Annotated in this window: 22 protein-coding genes and 1 pseudogene; 4 read left to right on the top strand and 19 right to left on the bottom strand. The window is 37.9% G+C overall.

Annotated features, from left to right (window positions below):
* Positions 1-40: 40 nt before the first annotated feature.
* Complete coding sequence (locus tag NC799_RS00775) at positions 41-1,285, bottom strand: DNA polymerase IV (RefSeq protein ID WP_272444412.1); 1,245 nt, start codon at positions 1,283-1,285, stop codon at positions 41-43.
* A 209-nt stretch (positions 1,286-1,494) separates the two neighbouring features.
* Entirely contained in the window at positions 1,495-2,616 is a 1,122-nt protein-coding gene (locus tag NC799_RS00780; RefSeq protein ID WP_272444413.1) for a M20/M25/M40 family metallo-hydrolase, read from the bottom strand.
* 159 nt (positions 2,617-2,775) lie between these two features.
* On the opposite strand from NC799_RS00780, the gene prli42 reads away from it, so the two are divergent.
* Entirely contained in the window at positions 2,776-2,913 is a 138-nt protein-coding gene (gene prli42 / locus NC799_RS00785) for a stressosome-associated protein Prli42 (protein ID WP_272444414.1), read from the top strand.
* 43 nt (positions 2,914-2,956) lie between these two features.
* Here the strand turns inward: prli42 and NC799_RS00790 are convergent, their stop codons facing one another.
* From NC799_RS00790 to NC799_RS00810, 5 genes are all read right to left on the bottom strand, one after another.
* Entirely contained in the window at positions 2,957-3,448 is a 492-nt protein-coding gene (locus NC799_RS00790; RefSeq protein ID WP_272444415.1) for a L,D-transpeptidase, read from the bottom strand.
* Between the two features lie 67 nt (positions 3,449-3,515).
* Positions 3,516-4,457, bottom strand: a complete 942-nt coding sequence (locus NC799_RS00795) for an aromatic acid exporter family protein (protein ID WP_272444416.1) — start codon at positions 4,455-4,457, stop codon at positions 3,516-3,518.
* A 112-nt stretch (positions 4,458-4,569) separates the two neighbouring features.
* The gene (locus tag NC799_RS00800; RefSeq protein ID WP_272444417.1) at positions 4,570-5,001 is read right to left on the bottom strand and encodes a BrxA/BrxB family bacilliredoxin; all 432 of its coding nucleotides are present in this window, start codon (positions 4,999-5,001) and stop codon (positions 4,570-4,572) included.
* Positions 5,002-5,095: 94 nt separating this feature from the next.
* A complete protein-coding gene (locus NC799_RS00805; protein ID WP_272444418.1) occupies positions 5,096-5,425 on the bottom strand; it encodes an aminoacyl-tRNA hydrolase in 330 nt (109 codons plus the stop codon).
* 81 nt (positions 5,426-5,506) lie between these two features.
* Entirely contained in the window at positions 5,507-5,680 is a 174-nt protein-coding gene (locus tag NC799_RS00810) for a hypothetical protein (protein WP_272444419.1), read from the bottom strand.
* A 115-nt stretch (positions 5,681-5,795) separates the two neighbouring features.
* On the opposite strand from NC799_RS00810, the gene NC799_RS00815 reads away from it, so the two are divergent.
* On the top strand, positions 5,796-6,101 hold the full coding sequence (locus NC799_RS00815; protein ID WP_272444420.1) for a DUF5634 family protein: 306 nt from the start codon (positions 5,796-5,798) through the stop codon (positions 6,099-6,101).
* Between the two features lie 64 nt (positions 6,102-6,165).
* Here the strand turns inward: NC799_RS00815 and NC799_RS00820 are convergent, their stop codons facing one another.
* From NC799_RS00820 to NC799_RS00840, 5 genes are all read right to left on the bottom strand, one after another.
* Positions 6,166-7,092 (bottom strand): RluA family pseudouridine synthase, encoded by a 927-nt coding sequence (locus NC799_RS00820; RefSeq protein ID WP_272444421.1) that lies wholly within the window; start codon positions 7,090-7,092, stop codon positions 6,166-6,168.
* A gap of 2 nt (positions 7,093-7,094) precedes the next feature.
* Complete coding sequence (locus NC799_RS00825) at positions 7,095-7,325, bottom strand: excisionase family DNA-binding protein (protein WP_272444773.1); 231 nt, start codon at positions 7,323-7,325, stop codon at positions 7,095-7,097.
* A 268-nt stretch (positions 7,326-7,593) separates the two neighbouring features.
* Entirely contained in the window at positions 7,594-8,418 is an 825-nt protein-coding gene (locus NC799_RS00830) for an ABC transporter ATP-binding protein (RefSeq protein ID WP_272444422.1), read from the bottom strand.
* Between the two features lie 34 nt (positions 8,419-8,452).
* Positions 8,453-9,505 (bottom strand): FecCD family ABC transporter permease, encoded by a 1,053-nt coding sequence (locus tag NC799_RS00835; RefSeq protein WP_272444423.1) that lies wholly within the window; start codon positions 9,503-9,505, stop codon positions 8,453-8,455.
* Positions 9,502-10,500: a FecCD family ABC transporter permease gene (locus tag NC799_RS00840; RefSeq protein WP_272444424.1), complete on the bottom strand. Its 999-nt coding sequence runs from the start codon at positions 10,498-10,500 to the stop codon at positions 9,502-9,504. Before NC799_RS00840 ends, NC799_RS00835 begins: the two co-directional genes overlap by 4 nt.
* Before the next feature lie 208 nt (positions 10,501-10,708).
* On the opposite strand from NC799_RS00840, the gene NC799_RS00845 reads away from it, so the two are divergent.
* On the top strand, positions 10,709-11,713 hold the full coding sequence (locus tag NC799_RS00845; protein WP_272444425.1) for an ABC transporter substrate-binding protein: 1,005 nt from the start codon (positions 10,709-10,711) through the stop codon (positions 11,711-11,713).
* A 76-nt stretch (positions 11,714-11,789) separates the two neighbouring features.
* Here the strand turns inward: NC799_RS00845 and NC799_RS00850 are convergent, their stop codons facing one another.
* From NC799_RS00850 to NC799_RS00875, 6 genes and pseudogenes are all read right to left on the bottom strand, one after another.
* Positions 11,790-12,230, bottom strand: a complete 441-nt coding sequence (locus NC799_RS00850) for a hypothetical protein (protein WP_272444426.1) — start codon at positions 12,228-12,230, stop codon at positions 11,790-11,792.
* A gap of 215 nt (positions 12,231-12,445) precedes the next feature.
* Positions 12,446-13,720 (bottom strand): dihydrolipoamide acetyltransferase family protein, encoded by a 1,275-nt coding sequence (locus NC799_RS00855; protein ID WP_272444427.1) that lies wholly within the window; start codon positions 13,718-13,720, stop codon positions 12,446-12,448.
* 18 nt (positions 13,721-13,738) lie between these two features.
* Entirely contained in the window at positions 13,739-14,722 is a 984-nt protein-coding gene (locus tag NC799_RS00860; protein WP_272444428.1) for an alpha-ketoacid dehydrogenase subunit beta, read from the bottom strand.
* Between the two features lie 12 nt (positions 14,723-14,734).
* Positions 14,735-15,718 (bottom strand): thiamine pyrophosphate-dependent dehydrogenase E1 component subunit alpha, encoded by a 984-nt coding sequence (locus NC799_RS00865; RefSeq protein WP_272444429.1) that lies wholly within the window; start codon positions 15,716-15,718, stop codon positions 14,735-14,737.
* A gap of 21 nt (positions 15,719-15,739) precedes the next feature.
* On the bottom strand, positions 15,740-17,164 hold the full coding sequence (lpdA, locus tag NC799_RS00870) for a dihydrolipoyl dehydrogenase (protein WP_272444430.1): 1,425 nt from the start codon (positions 17,162-17,164) through the stop codon (positions 15,740-15,742).
* A 20-nt stretch (positions 17,165-17,184) separates the two neighbouring features.
* A pseudogene (locus NC799_RS00875) lies at positions 17,185-17,886 on the bottom strand (hypothetical protein).
* A 559-nt stretch (positions 17,887-18,445) separates the two neighbouring features.
* On the opposite strand from NC799_RS00875, the gene NC799_RS00880 reads away from it, so the two are divergent.
* A complete protein-coding gene (locus NC799_RS00880) occupies positions 18,446-18,688 on the top strand; it encodes a DUF2627 domain-containing protein (RefSeq protein ID WP_272444774.1) in 243 nt (80 codons plus the stop codon).
* Positions 18,689-19,021: 333 nt separating this feature from the next.
* Here NC799_RS00880 and NC799_RS00885 read toward each other — a convergent pair whose 3' ends face one another.
* On the bottom strand, positions 19,022-20,368 hold the full coding sequence (locus tag NC799_RS00885) for an aspartate kinase (RefSeq protein ID WP_272444431.1): 1,347 nt from the start codon (positions 20,366-20,368) through the stop codon (positions 19,022-19,024).
* Between the last annotated feature and the right edge of the window lie 181 nt (positions 20,369-20,549).

Below are 20,549 nucleotides of genomic sequence, written 5' to 3' on the forward strand. Positions count from 1 at the left end.
AATAAACAAGGGTGTATCAATTTTGGTGATATACCCTTGTTTATTGATGAAAATAGTCGTCTAAAAAATCTTTTTGAAAGCTAGTTCTTGGCTCTTCTTCTTGTTCCTTTATCCGTTTGAATGGATTCTCTCCGTATTTTTCAGTTAATTGATCAATCGCTACGTATAACTTTTCTTTACTCGCTTCCTTTTCATACGTAAACAAATCCAGTTGCTTTGCAATATCTTTCTTTTCCGCTACGTCTTGTAGTGTAATTCCTAACAACCTGATTGGCTCGCCATTCCAATTATGTTCAAATAGATCAACCCCGGTTTGGAATAGATCCTCCTCATTTTCGATGTAATCCGGAAGTTTGACACTTCTAGTTACTGTCTTACGGTTATGATACCGTAACATTAATTGGACTGTTTGACCAACAGCATGCTTTCTTTTTACGCGCCTTGCTACATTTCTAGCAAGGTGCCGTAATAATTTTTTTATTTCTGTTTCGTCAGTTGTATCGTGTGGTAAGGTTTCTGAGCTACCAATACTTTTAAAATCGTGAATAGCATCCGGATCAACAGGACTAGGGTCAATTCCTTTTGCCCTGTTTTGCAACCTTTCCCCATTAATCCCCAACAACCGTTTTAATTGAAAGAGATCGGCTTCGACTAAATCTCCAATTGTTTCTACATCAATCCCTTTAAGTTTGTCTGCGGTTTTGCCCCCAATTCCATACATTTCTGCCACAGGCAATGGCCACAGTTTATACGGTAGATCTCGCTTGCGTAAAACAGTTATTCCTAAAGGTTTTTTCATATCGGAGGCCATTTTGGCAAGAAACTTATTCGGCGCAATCCCAATACTACAAGGGAGGTCTAATTGTGATAAAATTTTTGTTTGAATTCTCTCTGCAATGGCAAGAGGCGACCCCTGGTCTTCACAACTGGTAATATCCATATACCCTTCATCAATCGACACTGGTTGAATATAGGGAGTTACTTCATATAAAATTTTAAACATTTCTTTAGAAGCAATACGGTATCTGTCAAAATTTGGCCGCATGACAATTAATTCGGGACAAAGCCTCTTTGCTTCCCATAGCGGCATCGTTGTCTTTACTCCTTTGGCTCTCGCTTCATAACTACTTGTAATGATAATCCCTTTCCGTTCTTCAGGATTTCCCGCGATGGCAAGAGGTTTACCTTTCAGTGATGATTGATAGGCCATTTCAACCGAGGCATAAAAGCTGTTCATATCAACGTGGAGTATAACTCTGCCCTTTTTTGGATACCATTTAGACATGTTTCATCTTCCTTCTTGGAGAACAATCGTTCCTATAGTTGTGCTTATTATAGCATAAGTCATTTTTATTACTAAAAGATTAGCTTCACACCAAAAGCTTCAAGAACTTAGAGTGAATGTGGCTGACATTATAGGTTATCGAAATTTAATCATTTCCTAAAATCGAAAGAAGCAGATGAAATAAAAATAAAAACTCATCTGCTTCTAATTTAGGATTTTGCTACTTCCTTGACAATAGCAACAATCAATTCAGTGACTTTTACTAATTCATTGACCGGGATACGCTCATTAGTAGTATGTATTTCTTCATAGCCGACAGCTAAGTTTACGGTTGGTATACCATGACCTGAAATGACGTTTGCATCACTGCCACCGCCGCTTTGTCTTAACTCGCTCTTTCTTCCAATCGTTGCAGCAGCACGTTTTGCCACTTGCACTAAATGGTCGTCTTCACTTTTTTTATATCCAGGATACATGACTTTCATTTGAACATCTACACTTCCACCCATCGATTTTGCAACGTTCTCAAATGTTTGTTTCATTTTAGCTACTTGTTGTTCCAATTTATTTGCATCTAACGACCTAGCTTCTGCTAAAATTTCAACATGATCACAAACAATATTTGTCTGTGTTCCACCTTCAAACCGTCCTATGTTTGCAGTTGTCTCTTCATCGATTCTGCCTAGAGGCATTTTAGCTATTGCCTTAGCAGCGATAGTTATTGCTGAAACACCCTTCTCAGGGGCTACCCCAGCGTGGGCAGTACGACCTTGTACAATAGCAATAAGTTTGGCTTGAGTTGGAGCTGCAACAATAATATCGCCGACTGGCCCATCACTATCAATGGCATAACCAAATTTCGCATCAATTAACGACATATCTAGTTCTTTCGCCCCTACTAGCCCCGACTCTTCACCGGCAGTAATGATAAATTGAATGTCACCATGGTCTACATTATTTTCTTGCAAAAGTCTGATTGCTTCTAACATCGCAGCTAGGCCAGCTTTATCATCTGCACCTAAAATGGTCGTTCCATCAGAAACAATATATCCGTCCTTCACGCTTGGTTTAATCATTATACCAGGAACAACGGTGTCCATGTGTGAAGTAAAATAGATTGGATCGATATTAGGTTTATTTCCTTTTAACGTACAAATAAGATTTCCCGATCCATGGCCAGTCTTTGTTTTACTATCATCCTCAAAAACATCTAAACCAAGCTGTTCAAATTTTTCCTTTAGTGCTTCTCCGATTTTTTCTTCATGCTTTGTTTCTGAATCAATCGTAACAAGTTGGATAAACTCGTTAATTAACCTTTCTTGTTTAACCATCCTTATTTCCTCCTTTTTCATGTATATAATTAGTTCGTTATTTAATCTCTTCTTTCCTTTCCTTTCCTTTACAAATAATACTTGTACAATAGGGTTGTCCTAATGATGAATTACATGTAAAATACTATTAATGAGAGACGTGAAGGAGGAGTTATGTTCATGGCGACTAACAAAAACAACCAGCCCGTTAAAAGAAAGCCTTCAAAGCGCGAACGCCGCATGAAAATCATTGTCTATGTAATGGTCATTTTAATGATTTTATCTACATTCACATATGGTTTAGCAATGTTTATTTAAATAACTGCGAGCAGACTGCACAACTTCCGAGCAGCCTGCTTTTTTAGAGTGCATTTAATTTTTTTGCAATCGTCGCGAAGTCTTCTTCTGACGATGTAATATAGACTGTAGTTCCTATTGGTATATTGGAATACAGCTTCTCGATTTCTTCATTTTTCATTCGAATACAGCCTGCTGAGACACTTTTCCCAATAGAATCAGGTCTATTCGTCCCGTGAATCCCATAAATTCGACCATCCGTGTCTAAAGCATCAATTCCCATCCACCGGCTACCAAGCGGGTTATTTGGCGAACCTCCTGGAATATTTTTTTTGCGATAATAAGGGTCTACTGCCTTGACAACGATTTTGTGTTTTCCGGTTGGTGTTAAATCATTGGTTGCACCGGTAGCAACGGTAAATATTTCAACTACTTCCCCTTCTTTAAAATATGCTAACTGATTCGTTTCCTTGTTTACAATGATAAACGATGAACTGGCTTCTGTTGCTTGAATGCCCAGAGTAAAGAATAAGATAGCGGAGAGTAAAACTTTCATGTCAGACCTCCTTGCTTTATCTTTTCTTTTACCATTCCCTATTTACCCAAATTAATGAGTGATGTTCCTATTTAATTAATCGTTTCTTTAATAATAAATATTGCTCTATTTCGTGTAGTAAACGGAATAGATTTGCCCTTGTTTCAAATTCTTGTCTCGTTGCTGGCAGCTCGGCTTCACTGAAGCTTTGTTTTAAGTGATGCAGGGTATTCAAATGGACTGTCGCTGTGTTTCCTGGGTGTACGGATTCGGAAAGGTCATCAAAAAAATCTGCCATCTGGAAGGATTGTTCGTGAAACGAGTCCATTTGACTGATTAGCGGCAACATTCTTCTTAACAATTCAAACTGTTTTTTTCGCATTGTAAAATAATCGTAAAAAGAATGTTGTTCCCTTAGTACATGATTTTCAATATCTCGAAGCACCATAGCTTCGGCTTGTTCCAACAATTGATCAGTTTCTGTTATTTCACTACCCGTCCAAGTTTGCTTCCCTTCACGAAGGTAAATGGCAATTTCTTTTAATATCGCTTTAAAATTTTCCTCTATCTTCTCTTGCATTTGAATTAATCTTTGATCAAGGCTTGGCATATACAAATTAAGTAATAATGCAATACCAATTCCTATGATAATTAAATAGAGTTCATTGACGATAAGTTTCATTGTTATCTCACGTGAACTATAAAGATGTAGCAGGATGACAGAGCTTGTAACAATTCCTGGTGTTACATGTAGCTTAATCGTAGTTGGAATGAAGAGTAGTAACAATAAACCAATGACATATGGATAATAACCAATTCCTTCAAATAGAACAAATGCAAAAACAATCGCCAAAACACATGCACCGAACCGATGCCAAGAGCTTAGAAACGATTTCTTTCTAGTCGGTTGGATGCACAGCAGTGTTATTATACCTGCTGATACATAGTTATTTAGTTGAAACAATTCTGCAATCCAAATGGCTAGAGGTGTCCCAATAGCCGTTTTTATTGTACGGTAGCCTATTTTCATGGATAAACTCCTAAACACTGATTTATCGTATAACAAAAGCTAAAGGGCTTATCTGATAATAAATCCCTTGCCTTAGTTAAAAGGACAAGGGATTTTAAAGAACAGCTCGATATTAAACTTCTTCACAATTTTCATCAAATATATGTTGTAAACGATTTACGACATCAACTGGGCTAAACCCTTCAATGTCATGGCGTTCGACCATAGTGACAATTTTGCCATCTTTTAATAATGCAAAAGATGGTGAAGACGGTGGATATCCTTCGAAATAATCTCTTGCTCTTTCTGTTGCTTCGCGGTCTTGTCCAGCAAAGACTGTTACAAGGTGATTTGGGCGCTTGTCGTAATGAATTGCATTAGCAGCTGCAGGTCTTGCCACCCCACCAGCACAACCACATGTGGAATTAATCATCACTAATGTTGTACCTTTTTTATTTAGAGCTTGGTCAACCTCTTCTGGTGTTGTTAATTGTTCGTAACCAGCTTCTGTAATGTCCTTTCGTGCAGCATCCACTATATCTCCCATGAATAAGTTAAAATCCATTTTCAATCATCTCCTATATATTTCTAATCACTATGTAGTTAATAGTACCAACTTTATCTGCCCGTTTCAATTATCCAGTCTGTCAATCGACAGATTATTTATAAAGCGAGAACTTACTCGTATAGACCTTTGCTTTTTCTTTTTCCATTGGTGGCAAACAAACAACTGTCAAACTCCCTGGTTCAATTTCAGTTTTTCCTGCGTCTCGGATGGCGATGAAATCGTCCTTTAGCTTGATTAAACTTGCTTCGTTTGCCTTTAAAATTATTTTTGTTTGTCCTGATTCCAACCATTCGGCATAATCTGCATTTTTGTGATAGGCAAAGACAGACTGTGTAGCAGCATGAGCCACTTGGGCAGCCACTTTACCCGGTGACATGGTTAAATCACCGTTAACAACAAAATATTGAACAATATCTTTCATGGTTATGCCCTCTCCCTTGATTTTAGTAGATTTATTCATTGTAATCCAAGTAGACAAGTTAAGTAGATCAAACAGGAAAAATTATCTTTCCGTGGCCTGATCACCATTTTCGTTTAAATAATCATTTTCTCCTGGGGAATATGATACATTCCTTAGGTTAAACTCCTTTTGTCCTGGGTAAGTAATTTGGTGTTCTATACCACGAGGGTCAACTGTACCAACGCTCGTATAATTTCTTATTTTTTTCTTTTTCACGTTATTAAACACTCCTTTCACTAGGTTAGCATATGAAAGAAAGATTAATTAAGCCAAGGTAATAATTTCTTACTAATACTTCATACTAGAAAAAAAGCGTAATGGAGGAATCAAAATGATAGCTCGTACAAGACAACAACTAATTACTGAATTACAAGATACATTTGAAACAATTATTGAAACTTATGACATTGATGCTATTGGTATCTTTGAAGAGGAAGGACAAGACAGCAACTATTATGTAGGTTATACAGTTAAAAAGGATGACAAAGAATTCTTCATCAACCAACCCTACAAAAAAGAAAATAACCAATTAGCGTTACTAAATCAACAATGGACTATTGAAACCGATGAGCCTAGTACAACGGATAAGCGAGTTTTGCAAAATTTAGAAGATGTATTAAAAGAAATTGTGAATTAGAAAAACCTTAACCCCGTCCTTTTTGTTTGCCAATAGACATAAAAAAGGATGGGGGACATCACGTTCAATCAGGTTTTGATTTTGTAAAAAAGAGCTGTGGAGTGTTCGATTCAAATTGTAGTAGCTTACCGGTATTCGGGTGTGTAAATACAAGCTTCTTTGCATGTAAGCCAAGTCGATTAATTGGGTTACTCGTTGCACCATATTTTTTGTCACCTACGACTGGGTGCCCTAAGTCACTCATGTGTACTCTAATTTGGTTTTTTCGACCAGTTTCTAACTTTAATTCGAGCAAGGAAAACTGTCCATTTGATTGAATGGTTTGATAATGGGTAACTGCCTTTTTCGCACCATGCTGCTCTGTAGTCGAATACATTTTATGCATACTATTTTCCTTTAACCATGACTCAACTTTACCAGCTTGTTTAGATAGTTCACCTTCTACTAATGCCATATAACTGCGCTCTTTAACTACCTTTTTCCAATCACTTTGGAGCTCTACCTTCATTTTTTCCGATTTAGCAAACACCATTACACCAGATGTATCTTTGTCAAGACGATGCACAATAAATATCCGGTTGTTACGATTTTTACTACGTACGTAGTCGGACAATTGACGATAAGCTGTTAGTTGTTTTTCTTTTGGAGATGCAATCGATAGTAATCCTGATTGTTTATCAATAATAATTAAATCATTATCTTCGTAGAGAATTTGCAATCCTGAAAAGTTGAGATTTCGCGCTACGGTATCTTTGATGATGGTTACCATTTGATTCGGTTTTAGTTGATGGTTGAATTGACTAATCACTTGATCATCGACAAGTACTTGACCTCTTGAAAGCAGCGCTTTAACTGCATTTCTGCCCTTATTTGAAACATTTAATAAAAAAGTCAATAACTCACTCGGTTCTTTAACTCGGTATTTCTCAGCGTGATCGAGTTTAATGTTATTTTTTTCAGTAAGATACTTTTGCTTATGTGGCCTAGACATCTTTAATCTTCATCCTTTACATCAAGGTCTTCTGGAATTGGTTCGTTTAAATAGTCTTGAATCAATTTTTGGTACTTTTCAATCTGGTCGATGTGGGTATTAAATTGGTCTTTATAAATGACATATTGGTTTCCGTCATGAACAGCTCTAATTTTCTTTTCCATTATCATTTGTTTTATTGTTGTTTCCTTCATCGATAAATATTCGGCCGTTTCTTTTATTGTTAAATACACACAAATTCCCTCTCTTTTAGAACTAGGTGAAATAATTAATTTCTTTTCAAACCTCGTCATACTATACAAAGCTGGTACAACGAGGAGATAACCTATTCGCTTCATAAATTGAGAAGCGACTATAAACATATTATCTGTCTGAAAATCAGCCTTTAAGTTATTAATGTATGCATATAAGGTAGCATTGTCTAATAATTGTTCGATTCGTATTTTAGGTTGGTTTGTGTGATAGACAACCCTAAAATGATCAACCAAATAGGTTAATTCACTATCTAACAAGCGATTTACCATGATTAACCCCCTTCAAATGCCGCCCCTTACTAAAAGGTACACATAATGGGGTGCCACAAATAGGGTCACAAGTTACCTGACAACGTAAACCGAAAACAGCATGAACTAACTCAGGAGTAATAATTTCATCTGGTTCACCTTGTTTGTATATTTGTTTATCCTGAATGGCGACAATATGATCTGCATACCGACAAGCTAAATTTAAATCGTGCAAAACCATCACAATTGTCCGGTGTTCTGTTTGATTTAAATCATAGAGTAAATCTAAGATATCAATTTGATGGGTCATATCTAAGTAAGTAGTTGGTTCATCCAACAAAATGATGTCTGTATCTTGAGCTAAGGTCATCGCAATCCATGCCCGTTGCCGCTGTCCACCGGAAAGGGAATCAACTTTCCGCTCAGCAAGTTCACTCATTCCAGTGGCCTGAAGTGCAGAAATTACGGCATTTTCATCCTCATTCGACCACTGTTGCAACCAATTTTGGTAAGGATATCTTCCTTGCTTTACTAATTGTAAAACAGTTAAACCTTCTGGTGCAGTCGGGGATTGTGGTAAAATAGCTAAATTCCTAGCTATTTTTTTCGTTGGCATATGAGCAATTTCGTTTCCATCAAGGACAATTGACCCTTTCTGCGGCTTTAATAACCGAGCCAGTGACCGAAGTAAGGTAGATTTCCCACAACCGTTACTACCAATAAATACTGTAATTTCCCCTTTTGGTATCGCTAAATCTAGTTCTTCAATAATTTTCGCTTCCCCATAACCTAGTGTAAGTGAGTTAGTCGAAATTGCATCCATCTCTTCCATCCCCTTTCCGTTGTTGAGAGCAAACTTATTTTTTACCACTCTGGTATAATAGATAAATAAAGTACGGTGCACCAATTGCAGACGTAAGTACACCCGCCGGAACCTCTAATGGCGCAAATGCAGTTCTAGCAATTAAATCAGCTAGTAAAACAATTATCCCACCAATTAAGCCCGACACAGGTAATAAAACACCGAACGCTGATCCGACAAGTTTTCTCGCCATATGCGGCGCCATTAATCCAACGAAACCAATCCCACCAGCAAAAGCAACTGCACCACCGGCAAGTGCGGTACTTAAGAGTAGTAACACAAACCGATCTTTCTGCACTAATCCCCCTGCATTTGTCGCAAGTTCTTCACCTAATTCTTGAATGTTCAAACGCCTAGTAAATATAAACAAAATAAGGATAGAAACCATCATCCACGGAATAACAGTAACTACTTCTGACCAGTTAGTACCATTAACACTACCTGTTATCCATATATTTGCTCTTGACGCAGTAAAAATCGGACCGAGTAACATCGTCATTGTTGTCAATGCCTGAACAGTTGCCGATAACCCAACACCGATAAGAACAAGACGTATTGGCGTAATTCCTTGTTTGTTCCATGCTAAAAAATAAACAAGTAGACCCATGATAATGGCTCCTGATAAAGAAGCAAGGGGTAACCAACTAATACTCACAGTAAGTGTGTTGCTACGATCACTAAACCATGCTAAAAATCCAACTGTTGTGAAAGCTGCGCCGCCTGTGATACCAATAATATCGGGTGATGCTAGCGGATTTCTTATGATTCCTTGCAAGATCGCGCCTGAGAGAGCTAAACCAATACCAGCAATAGCAGCCATTAATATTCTAGGCATCCTGAAAGACAAAACAACTAACTGCTCCATTTCGGTTCCAATCCCTAAAATAGATCGAACGACGTTTAGTGGAGAGATTTTCATTTGGCCAAGCCCTAGACTAATAACAATTAAAATTGCCATAAGGACAAACAAACTAACAAATAGCACCAGTGATCGCTTTTCTAACAAAAAAGATATTTTACCAAGCCGAACAGGGATATATTTACTCATTCGTTAATCCCCCTTCTGGCTATGTAAATAAAGAACGGTGTCCCAATAAAAGCTGTCATTACTCCTACTGGTACCTCGCTCGGCATGATAATATACCTTGCGCCAATATCAGCGAACAGCAATAATAACGCACCTAAAACACCGCTATACGGAATGATCCAGCGATAATCAATTCCCACTAGCCATCTTGCAATATGAGGAATAACAATGCCAATAAATCCAATTGGACCAGCAACTGCAACAGCTCCACCAGCCAACAAAATAACTAATACAGCACCAAATATCCTGACCAAGAGTGTACGCTGTCCTAATCCTTTCGCCACATCATCTCCCATGGATAGAACATTCATTTGGCGTCCAATGATAATAGCACATAACCATCCCGTTAGGAAATAGGGAAACACGCTTGTCAGTAGCTCTAGTTCTCTTCCTTGGACGGATCCCGCAAGCCAGAATAAAACTTGATCAAGCGCCTGTTCGTTTAATGTTAGAACACCTTGCGTAAGGGAAGAAAATAAGGCTGCAATAGCCGCACCAGCTAACGTCAACTTTATCGGTGTAATTCCATCCCTACCAAGCGAACCTAACACATAGACAATGACAACGGTAATTAAAGCTCCAAGGAAAGCCAACCACTTAAGTGTTCCCAATGATGTAATCCCAAAAAAACTAATACCTACAACAACTAAAAAGCTTGCACCTGCATTCACACCAAATACACTAGGAGATGCTAGTGGATTATTTGTAAGTCCTTGCATGATAGCACCGGCAATTGCGAGACTTGCCCCAACAGCACCGGCGATAAGTGCACGAGGAATTCTAGTATCCTGAATTATAATATGTTCATTTGATCCATCAAATTGATAAAATGAGTCAAAAACCATTTGCGTTGAAATCTTTGTAAGACCCAAAATAACACTAGCCCACATAAAAACAATAATTAGTAGTACGCCGATGATAAGTCCAATCCACTTTGTCCAACTGCTTTTAATCATAAATTCTTACCTTCCCAGCACTAGAAGTCTTTTTATCTATCGATATAAGTCTAGTAAAAATGAGAATCATTGTCAATTGAATTGAGAATTAGTTTCATTAAAAGCACTTTTTCTTTTTTCATATTGACATAATAGTTGAGAACGATTATCATTTTAAATGGTAATGAAAATCATTATCATTTAAAATGTTTTACATAGGAGGAGAATTATGACTAAGAAAATAGTATTAGGACTCATTGCTTTATTGGTGTCTGTCGTGCTTTTTGCTTGCGGTTCAAGTGAAAACACAGCAAATGGTGAAGAACCAGAGGTAAATGCACAGGAAGAAACGTCGTCTGAAACAACTGAAGAAGAATCTACTTCGACGGAATCCTACGAAATCGAACATGCGATGGGAACTACTACGATTGAAGGAACACCAAAGAAAATTGTAGTCTTAACCAACCACGGAACGGAAGCCCTTCTATCTTTAGGAATTACACCGGTTGGAGCAGTACAATCCTGGACAGGAGATCCATGGTATGATCATATTTCAGATCAAATGGAAGGTGTAGAAGTAGTTGGGGTAGAAAGTAATATTAATCTTGAAGCAATTGCCGCTTTAAAACCAGATTTAATTTTAGGTAACAAAATGAGACAAGAGGAGCAATACGAGGCGTTATCCGCAATTGCCCCTACAGTATTTGAGGAAACACTTCGCGGTGATTGGAAGATTAATTTTGAACTAATCGCAAAAGCTGTTAATAAAGAAGAAAAGGGTCAAGAGATACTAGATGCATATAATGAGAGAGTTAACAATTTAACAGCTAATTTGGGAGATAAGATAGATACAGAGGTGTCCATGGTGCGTTTCATGCCTAACGACGTTCGTATCTATCATAAAGATTCCTTCTCTGGTGTTATTTTACAAGAAATAGGACTCGCACGACCAGAAGCGCAGGATGTCGATGATTTCGCCGCTAAAGGGGTAACAAAAGAGAGAATTAACGAAATGGATGGAGATGTTGTTTTCTATTTCACATATGAAAACGAAAAAGGCGAAGGTAAGCAGGTTCAAGATGAGTGGATTAATGACCCATTATGGAATAATTTGAGTGCTGTTAAAGCAGGTAAAGCTTATGAAGTCAGTGATACGATATGGAACACAGCTGGCGGTGTTATTGCAGCTAACCTCATGCTAGATGATCTAGAAGACAAACTTTTAACTGAATAAAACTTCTCGGAGGTTGAGCCGTTCAACCTCCTTTTTTCTTGACAGAGAACTAATTCACATAAACTTACTTGCGTTGTTATTTCCATTGATTCACTTGAGACTTCATTACTGAAATGACTGTCCGTTTATAATTCAGTCCTATCATTAGTATTTTTATTTTTTGGAAGAGATTTAAGCTTTTATACTCTGGTTCCTCTTTGATAAATCGTTTAATAATTTGAAAGCTAGATGAGTTGTTATCGTTCATCTTGTTTAACAAAGCAGCCTTCGAACTATTTGCATGTTGATCGGCAATGAGGCATGGAACATATTTCAAGTTGGTATGTTTGCTGAGAAAGTCAAGCCTACTATGTCCACTTAACACTTGATAACTGTCTTCTTTTTTATTCTTCTTAACAACCAATAAATATAAACAGTCCAACATTACTTTTCTCAAATACCGTATTTTATCTGTCACGTCTACTGGCTGATTATTTGTTATCTTTTTTAGTGGAACATATTGAATCGTAAACTTCACTTGCTTGCTCCCTCCCCTTGTTACATTGATTCTAATTAATTATATCTTATGTTAACTGTTCGATATGGGAACGGTTGCTGTAGCTTTTGAATCATAAGACCTAGATTGGCAACAGAAACTATCATTCTGACAACTGCCTAATGCACCAGGCCTTGTTTACACAAACAAAAAAACACCTTCAAACCACACGTGAGGAATGAAGGTGCTACACATAGTTAATAAATCGGTGTTGTATCGATCGAGATGTTTTCTAATATCTCTTTAATATGCGACATAAACTGTCCACAAATTACTCCGTCTAAAACACGATGGTCAAGCGATAGACATAAATTCACCATATCTCTGGCAGCAAACATATCGTTAATGATGACCGGACGTTTCACGATAGACTCAACTTGTAGAATGGCTGCTTGCGGATAATTGATAACTCCCATGGATTGGACAGAACCAAACGAGCCTGTATTGTTAACCGTAAAGGTACCACCTTCCATGTCTTTTTGCGAAAGACTACCTGTTCTTGCTTTGTTTGCTAAGCTATGTATTTCTTTAGCAATCCCTTTAATACTCTTCTCATCTACATTTTTTAATACTGGTACAAATAGCTCCTGATCATGAGCGACAGCGATGGAAAGGTTAATTTCCTTTCGTTGGATAATTTTATCTCCGGCCCAAGAACTATTTAATTGTGGGAACTGCTTTAATGCTTTTGCAACGGCATTAAGGAAAAAGGCAAAGTAAGATAAGTTATACCCTTCGTTTTGCTTGAAGGCGTCTTTTTGTGAATTTCTATACCTTACTAAATTTGTTACATCAACTTCAATCATCATCCATGCATGGGGAATCTCGGTCATCGAACGGACCATATTTTGAGCTATTGTTTTTCTTATTCCTGTTATCGAAATTTCTTTATCTCCCTCATTGGTTTTAATCCCTTCATAATTAGGCGGAATCCACATTGTCGGCTTATAATCCACCGAACTAGTCATACTTGGTTTGTTATTCGTTTCTTTAGGCTTGTCAGTTGCTAAGGTAGCAATTCCTCCATTAGCGATCACCGTTTCGATGTCTTTACGTGTAATCCTCCCACCTCGACCAGAACCTTTTACTTGCTGCAAATCAATATTATTTTCTTGAGCAAGCTTTGACACTGCTGGTGAATACCTCGTTTTCATCGAATTATCGGAAGCATTTTTGGTAGTAGCAGTAGTAAAACTTTCGTGTGACTGTTGTACACTTTTCTGTTCTGTTTGATTTGTTTCGATGTAGCACATCAACTCACCAACTGAAATGGCCTCACCCTCAACCGCTACGATTTCTTGGATTGTACCAGCATAAGAAGAAGGTACTTCCGCATTCACTTTGTCAGTCATTACTTCAGCAATTGGATCGTATTTATTTACAAAATCCCCTGTTTTAACTAACCAATTACTTACTGTTCCTTCTGTTACACTTTCTCCTAATTTGGGCATTGTAATTTTTTCTATAGCCAAGAAATTTGCCTCCTTAATCTAGAACTCAGCAAGCTCACGCATTGCTTTTTCTACTTTGTCTGGATTCATCATAAATTCCTTTTCCATCGTTGGCGCATAGGGCATGGATGGTACGTCTGGACCAGCAAGCCGCTTGATCGGAGCATCTAAATCAAACAGGCAATGTTCGCTAATAATAGCGGCAACTTCTCCAATGATACTACCTTCTTTGTTATCCTCAGTGATAAGTAATACCTTACCTGTTTTAGCTGCAGCTTCTACGATAGCTTCTTTATCTAACGGATATACTGTTCTTAAGTCTAAAATATGGACACTAATCCCATCTTTTGCTAACTTTTCTGCAGCCTGAAGTGCAAAATGAACACATAACCCATAAGTAATTACAGTGATATCTGTACCCTCTCGTTTACAGTCAGCTTTTCCAATTGGTAACGTGTAATCCTCATCTGGAACCTCACCCTTAATAGCCCGATAAGCACGCTTATGTTCTAAAAACAGTACAGGGTCATCATCCCGAATTGCTGCTTTTAGTAATCCTTTTACATCGTATGGGGTTGAAGGCATGACAATTTTCAAGCCTGGTTGATTTGCAAAAATAGCTTCAATTGACTGGGAATGGTATAACGCCCCATGTACACCACCACCGTAAGGCGCTCTAATAGTTATTGGACAAGACCAATCATTATTAGATCGATATCTAATTTTAGCTGCTTCTGAAATAATTTGGTTAACTGCTGGCATAATAAAATCAGCAAACTGCATCTCGGCAACAGGTCTCATCCCATACATGGCAGCACCTATTCCAACCCCTGCAATAGCAGACTCTGCTAGTGGCGTATCCATTACTCTTAATTCACCAAACTGATTGTATAGACCATCTGTAGCACGAAACACTCCGCCACGGACACCCACATCCTCCCCGAGGACAAACACTTTTTCATCCCGTTCCATTTCTTCCCGTAAAGCCATCGTTATTGCTTGTATATAAGATATTACTGCCATCTAATCCCCTCCCTACTCTGCATAAACATGCTTATATATACTAGCTGGTTCTGCATATGGAGCATTTTCCGCATAATCTGTTGCTTCGTCTATTAACACTTTTAACTCTTCCTCTATTTGTTGCTCTACCGTTTCGGTAAGTAGATTCAATTCCCTTAAATAATTTGCGAACCCATAAACGCCGTCTTTTGCTTTAGCTTCGTCTACTTCCTCTTTCTTTCGATAAGATAAGTCGTCGTCATCACTAGAATGCGGTGTTAATCGGTAAGAAACCGTCTCAATCAATGTCGGTCCTTCGCCTTTGATCGCTCTTTCTCTCGCTTTGTTAACAGCATCATAGACCGCAAGTGGATCATTACCATCAACCGTTATCCCAGGCATCCCATACCCTATGGCACGATCAGATATTTTTTCACAAGCTACCTGTTTACTTAGTGGGACAGAAATAGCATATTGGTTATTTTCAACCATAAAAATAACTGGAAGCTTATGAACACTAGCAAAGTTTGCTCCTTCATGAAAGTCCCCTTGGTTTGAAGATCCCTCACCAAGCGTAACAAAACTAACCAATTCTTTTTTCTCCATTTTAGCTGCTAAAGCAATACCAACCGCATGTGGTACTTGGGTTGTGACAGGAGATGACCCGGTAACAATCCGATTTTTCTTTTGACCAAAATGTCCAGGCATTTGTCTTCCACCAGAGTTCGGGTCCTCTGCTTTTGCAAATCCTTGCAGCATTAGGTCTCTTGCTGTCATACCAAAGGCCAAAACAACACCAACATCCCGGTAATACGGTAACACATAATCAACCGATCTATTTAAAGCAAACGAAGCACCAACTTGTGCAGCTTCTTGACCTTGGCACGAAACGACGAAGGGGATTTTTCCAGATCTGTTCAGTAACCACATTCTCTCGTCAATTCTTCTTGCAAGTAACATCGTTTTATACATATCAATGGCTTGCTCATCACTTAAACCAACAGATGTATGTTCCATATTTTACCCTCCTATACTTACTTAACCATGTAATCTCTTTCCCTCTATTGCAAAGGCAACTTCCCCAATTATTTCTGACAGTGACGGATGAGGATGAATGCTTTCACTAATTTCAAAAGGCGATGCATCAAGAATCTTCGCTAATCCAACTTCAGAAATGAGGTCTGTAACGTGTGGACCAATCATATGGACCCCTAACAAATCATTGGAGTCGACGTCAGCTATCATTTTCACAAAACCATCTGATTCACCATATACAAGAGCTTTACCAATTGCTTGGAAGGAAACTTTCGCTGTCTTGACTTGGTAGCCCTTTTCTTTTGCTTCTTCCTCTGTCAAACCAACTCTAGCTATTTCCGGATGTGCATATACACATGTAGGGACAGATAAATAATCCAACCGGTATGGATGAAGACCTGCTATATGTTCCACAGCTATTAAAGCTTCCTTAGTCGACACATGTGCTAGTTGCATGCCACCTATTACGTCGCCTATAGCATAAATATGTTCCTCGTTTGTTTGATAGAATTCATTCGTTTCAATATTCCTATTCGAATCAAGTTTAACATCAGTATTCTCAATTCCAACGTTACTAGTATTTGGTTCTCTACCTATTGCAATTAGTAGTTTGTCTGCTTCGATCGACTGTCTACCTTTTTCTATTACTACCTCTGCCTTCACGTTAGTCGTAATCTCGACTGTAGCTTGATCTAATGTTGCATTAGTAAAAATAGATACACCTTTTTTCTTGAGCCTTTTATCCATTTCCTTAGCAATATGCTTGTCCTCTGATGGTAAAATACGACTGCCAGCTTCAACAATACTTACCTCTACACCAAAATCTGAAAGCATCGACGCCCATTCTATTCCTATTACTCCCCCTCCTACTATAATGATTGATTGAGGAAGTTCTTTCAAATCGAGTGCATGATCAGAATAAATTATCCTGTCTCCGTCTACATCAAGTTCCGGAATACCTCTAGCTTTAGATCCTGTAGCTATAAGTAAATATTTTGGTACTAACAGCTCATTGTCGTTGGAGCCAGCTAATTGTACAGAAACCGTACCAGCGTTAGGAGAAAAAATCGATGGACCGAGGATTGTACCATTGCCATAGAAAACATCAACTTTTGCTTGATTGACTAGTGCTTGGACACCTTTATGTAACGATTCAACAACGGCATTTTTTCGAGCTTGGACCTTTGTATAATTTAGTGAGATATTCTCTATTTCGACACCGAAAGTGTCTGATTCCTTTGATTGTCGCAGTACTTCTGCACTTCTTAATAAAGATTTAGAAGGAATACAACCTTTATGTAAACAAGTTCCACCTAACTTATCCCGTTCAACAATTGCTGTTTTAAGACCTAATTGCGATGCCCTGATTGCTGCAACGTATCCTCCAGTTCCCCCACCAAGGATCACTAAATCATATTCTTTAGCCATTTGCCCACTCCTCTCTTTTCTCAACGTGAATATACATTTGCTTGTTCCTCTCCATTTAATACACGAAGGGCGCCCATTGCAAGTGACATTACATCATTATCACCAGGATAAACAAAGATATCAGCTATCCAGTCAACTCTATGTGATACCATTGTGACAAATGATTGATCAAAAGCAATTGGTCCTATTAGAATAATTCCATCCACTGCCCCGTTTAGCACAACACTCATGGAACCAATTTCTTTAGCAACTTGGTATGCCATCGCTTGATAGACGCGATTTGCATAAATGTCCCCATTGTTCACTTTGTCTATTATTTCTTCTATGTTATTAGTACCTAAGTAGGCTTTTAAACCTCCTTGGTTTGTCATTTTTTCACCATTTGTTCACGGGTATACACCCCAGAAAAACACATTTCTATCAGATTTTCAGTAGGAATGGTTCCAGCCCGACCACCAGGAATGGGTTTGATAAGCCCTCCCCGTCCACATATCGCTGTGAATTTTGATAGGTTTATTCCTTCTTTATGCAACTCATTTAATATAACTTTTGTCCGAAATGCGTATTCGTCAATCACGTGGTGATATGGTGCAAGCTCATCCTTGTTATGCAATATTAACATTTCAAACAATAAGCTTATCATTTTCAAATACAGCCCTTTTTGTTGAGTTTTAACTAGGATTAAATACTAGAATTCGTTTTATTTCTTCGAAAACAACCACCACCTAGATATACTAAACCGCTGCCGTTCGTTTTTTCCATTGATATGCTTTTGTTTGATTGATACGTTTAAGAAATCTGATTTATTCACAGCTTGAGTGAAATTAATCCAATCCATATTTCTCCATTTAGTAATATAGACTTCTAATAGATAACGCTAACTTATCTGCTGTTTTTGTTTTATTTCGGTTATTTTCTCCAGTACAGCATGAATGATCCATTTTCACAGCGCGCCTTGGTCACCACCGACAAGCAATCTATGTGTCGTTCTTTGACACAAAGATTTTATGCTTAAGACCTCAGGCGGGGTAGGCGCCCGGAGCTAGACAGTTCTTGAATTTTTTTATCCTAGATGGTGGCTGCAGAAAGCCATGGTCGTTTCTTATCTTTGGTAGCTTAGATGATGAATGGCATGAACAATACTCTGTCATTTTTATCACACCCTGCACTATTTCACACGTATTAATCTTACCTTTTTATGCATATTTTGGCAAGATGAGGGAGGTTTTCATTTTCTAGGTGCTTTGCTATACTTATGTCTGAGAGGAATTGGTGAACAAAATGAGAATCGTTGCACTAATACTATTAGTTATCCCAGGGATTATCGCTACGTGGGGGGTAAAATTAATTCGGGATGCCGTGTTCAATGACATTTACCCGTATTTCTTCCACTGGGCAATACAATCACTTATCGGCATTTTGTTATTTATATCAGGATTGGCCTTTATTGGTGGTTTTATCTTACATAGAGATAGAAAGAGGAACCTAGCAAAAGGTAGGTTCAAACGAAGAAATAGAAGTTAACCTTTAAGTGCGTGTTCAAAAAGTCGACGAATTAGAAGCAAGCAGGTCGAGGCGGTGCAGTTCTGAGGACCGAAATGTAGGCTTTCCCTACATGAGGACCGGAAGAACAATCCAACGAAGAGATGCGTAGCTTATCAGGGAAAAAGCAGTTTCCTTTTTCCTATTTGGTGACTTTTTGAACAACCTCTTTAACGATTGATTGGATAACTTATTAAGAAATGCGAAGGGCGCCCTGCGCTAGGCAGCTCTTAGATCTTTTTTATACTTTATTATCTTATTAAAAAAACGCTCTAAGTATAAGAGCGTTTTTTAAAGCTTTTATAAGATTAGCAATTATTCAAAAAATTCCTGATATAGTGCTTTAACAGCAGCATTAACACCTTCTGCTTTAATGCCAAACATCAATGAGACTTCTGAGGAACCTTGGTTAATCATTTCCAAGTTAACGTTCGCATGAGTAAACGCTCTCGTTGCTTTTTCTGCAATACCAATTGTACTATTCATACCTTCACCAACAATCATAATTAACGCAAGTCCTCTTTCAATATTAACTGTGTCTGGATCAAGTTCTTCTTTAATCCGTCTAATTACGATTTCTTCTTTCGTTGGCGTTAGTTGGCTTTCTCTAATAATGACTGATAAATCATCAATTCCCGATGGCGTATGTTCAAAGGAGATACCTTCATCTTCCAGAATATTCAATAACTTACGCCCAAATCCTAACTCTCTATTCATTAAGTATTTACTTACATAAAGACTTAAGAAACCACTATCACTTGCTATTCCAACGACAGGATTTTCACTTGTTTCCTTCTTCGCAACAATAATTGTTCCAAGTCCGTGTGGATTATTCGTATTTTTAATACAAACAGGAATACTTGCCTTAAATGCCGGAATAAGTGCTTCATCGTGAAAGACAGAAAAACCTGCATAAGACAACTCACGCATTTCTTTATAGGTTAGCGACGTAATTTCTTTAGGATTCTCAACGATATTTGGGTTAACACAATAAACAGAATCAACATCGGTAAAGTTTTCGTATAGGTCTGCATCTACACCAGCTGCTACAATCGAACCAGTGATATCTGAGCCACCACGAGAAAATGTTACTAATTTCCCATCCTTCGTATAGCCAAAGAAGCCTGGGATGACAACAATTTCTTTTCGTTCACGAAGTTTATACAAGTGCTCGTAGCTTTCTTCAAGAATTTGTGCACTTCCCGGTTCATCACTGACAAAAATCCCTGCATCCTTAGGGTTTAAATAAGTAGCCTCAAGTCCAAGCGATATCAAGTAATCACTAAGAACCTTTGCTAGAGAATCTTCGCCAATAGCTTTTATCGCATCAAGCTTAAGTGCGTCACTGTAGTTAGATGAAAATACACTTTCGACATCTTGTCTTATTTCAGTTGTCACTTGATCAGATATACCTAACTCATCCGTTATACTTTTAAAACGCTCTAATACTAGTTTTAATTGCAATTCATAGTCATTACCTGATTTGTATGCTTCTCCTAAAGCAATGAGTAAATCAGTTACCTTGGTATCTTCTTTCGATCGTTTACCAGGTGCCGAAACAACAATTACCCTACGGTCTGAATCGTCCATGATTATGTTAGCAACTTTTCTTAATTGTTCAGCACTAGCAACTGAACTCCCTCCGAATTTTGCTACTTTCATTGTAATTTAACCTCTCCATTTATAAATTTCTGTATCATTCAAAATATTAACACACTTCCAAAAAAATTGTTATCAGAAACATTGTACCATAACCAACAAATATAGCGAATAAGCAAGCAACTTTAGTTAATCCTGTTCATTTGTTAAAATATGTGGCTATTCCCCTGGAAACAATACAATA

This window comes from Aquibacillus salsiterrae, assembly GCF_028416595.1.
In the GTDB taxonomy this organism is placed as follows: domain Bacteria; phylum Bacillota; class Bacilli; order Bacillales; family Amphibacillaceae; genus Aquibacillus_A; species Aquibacillus_A salsiterrae.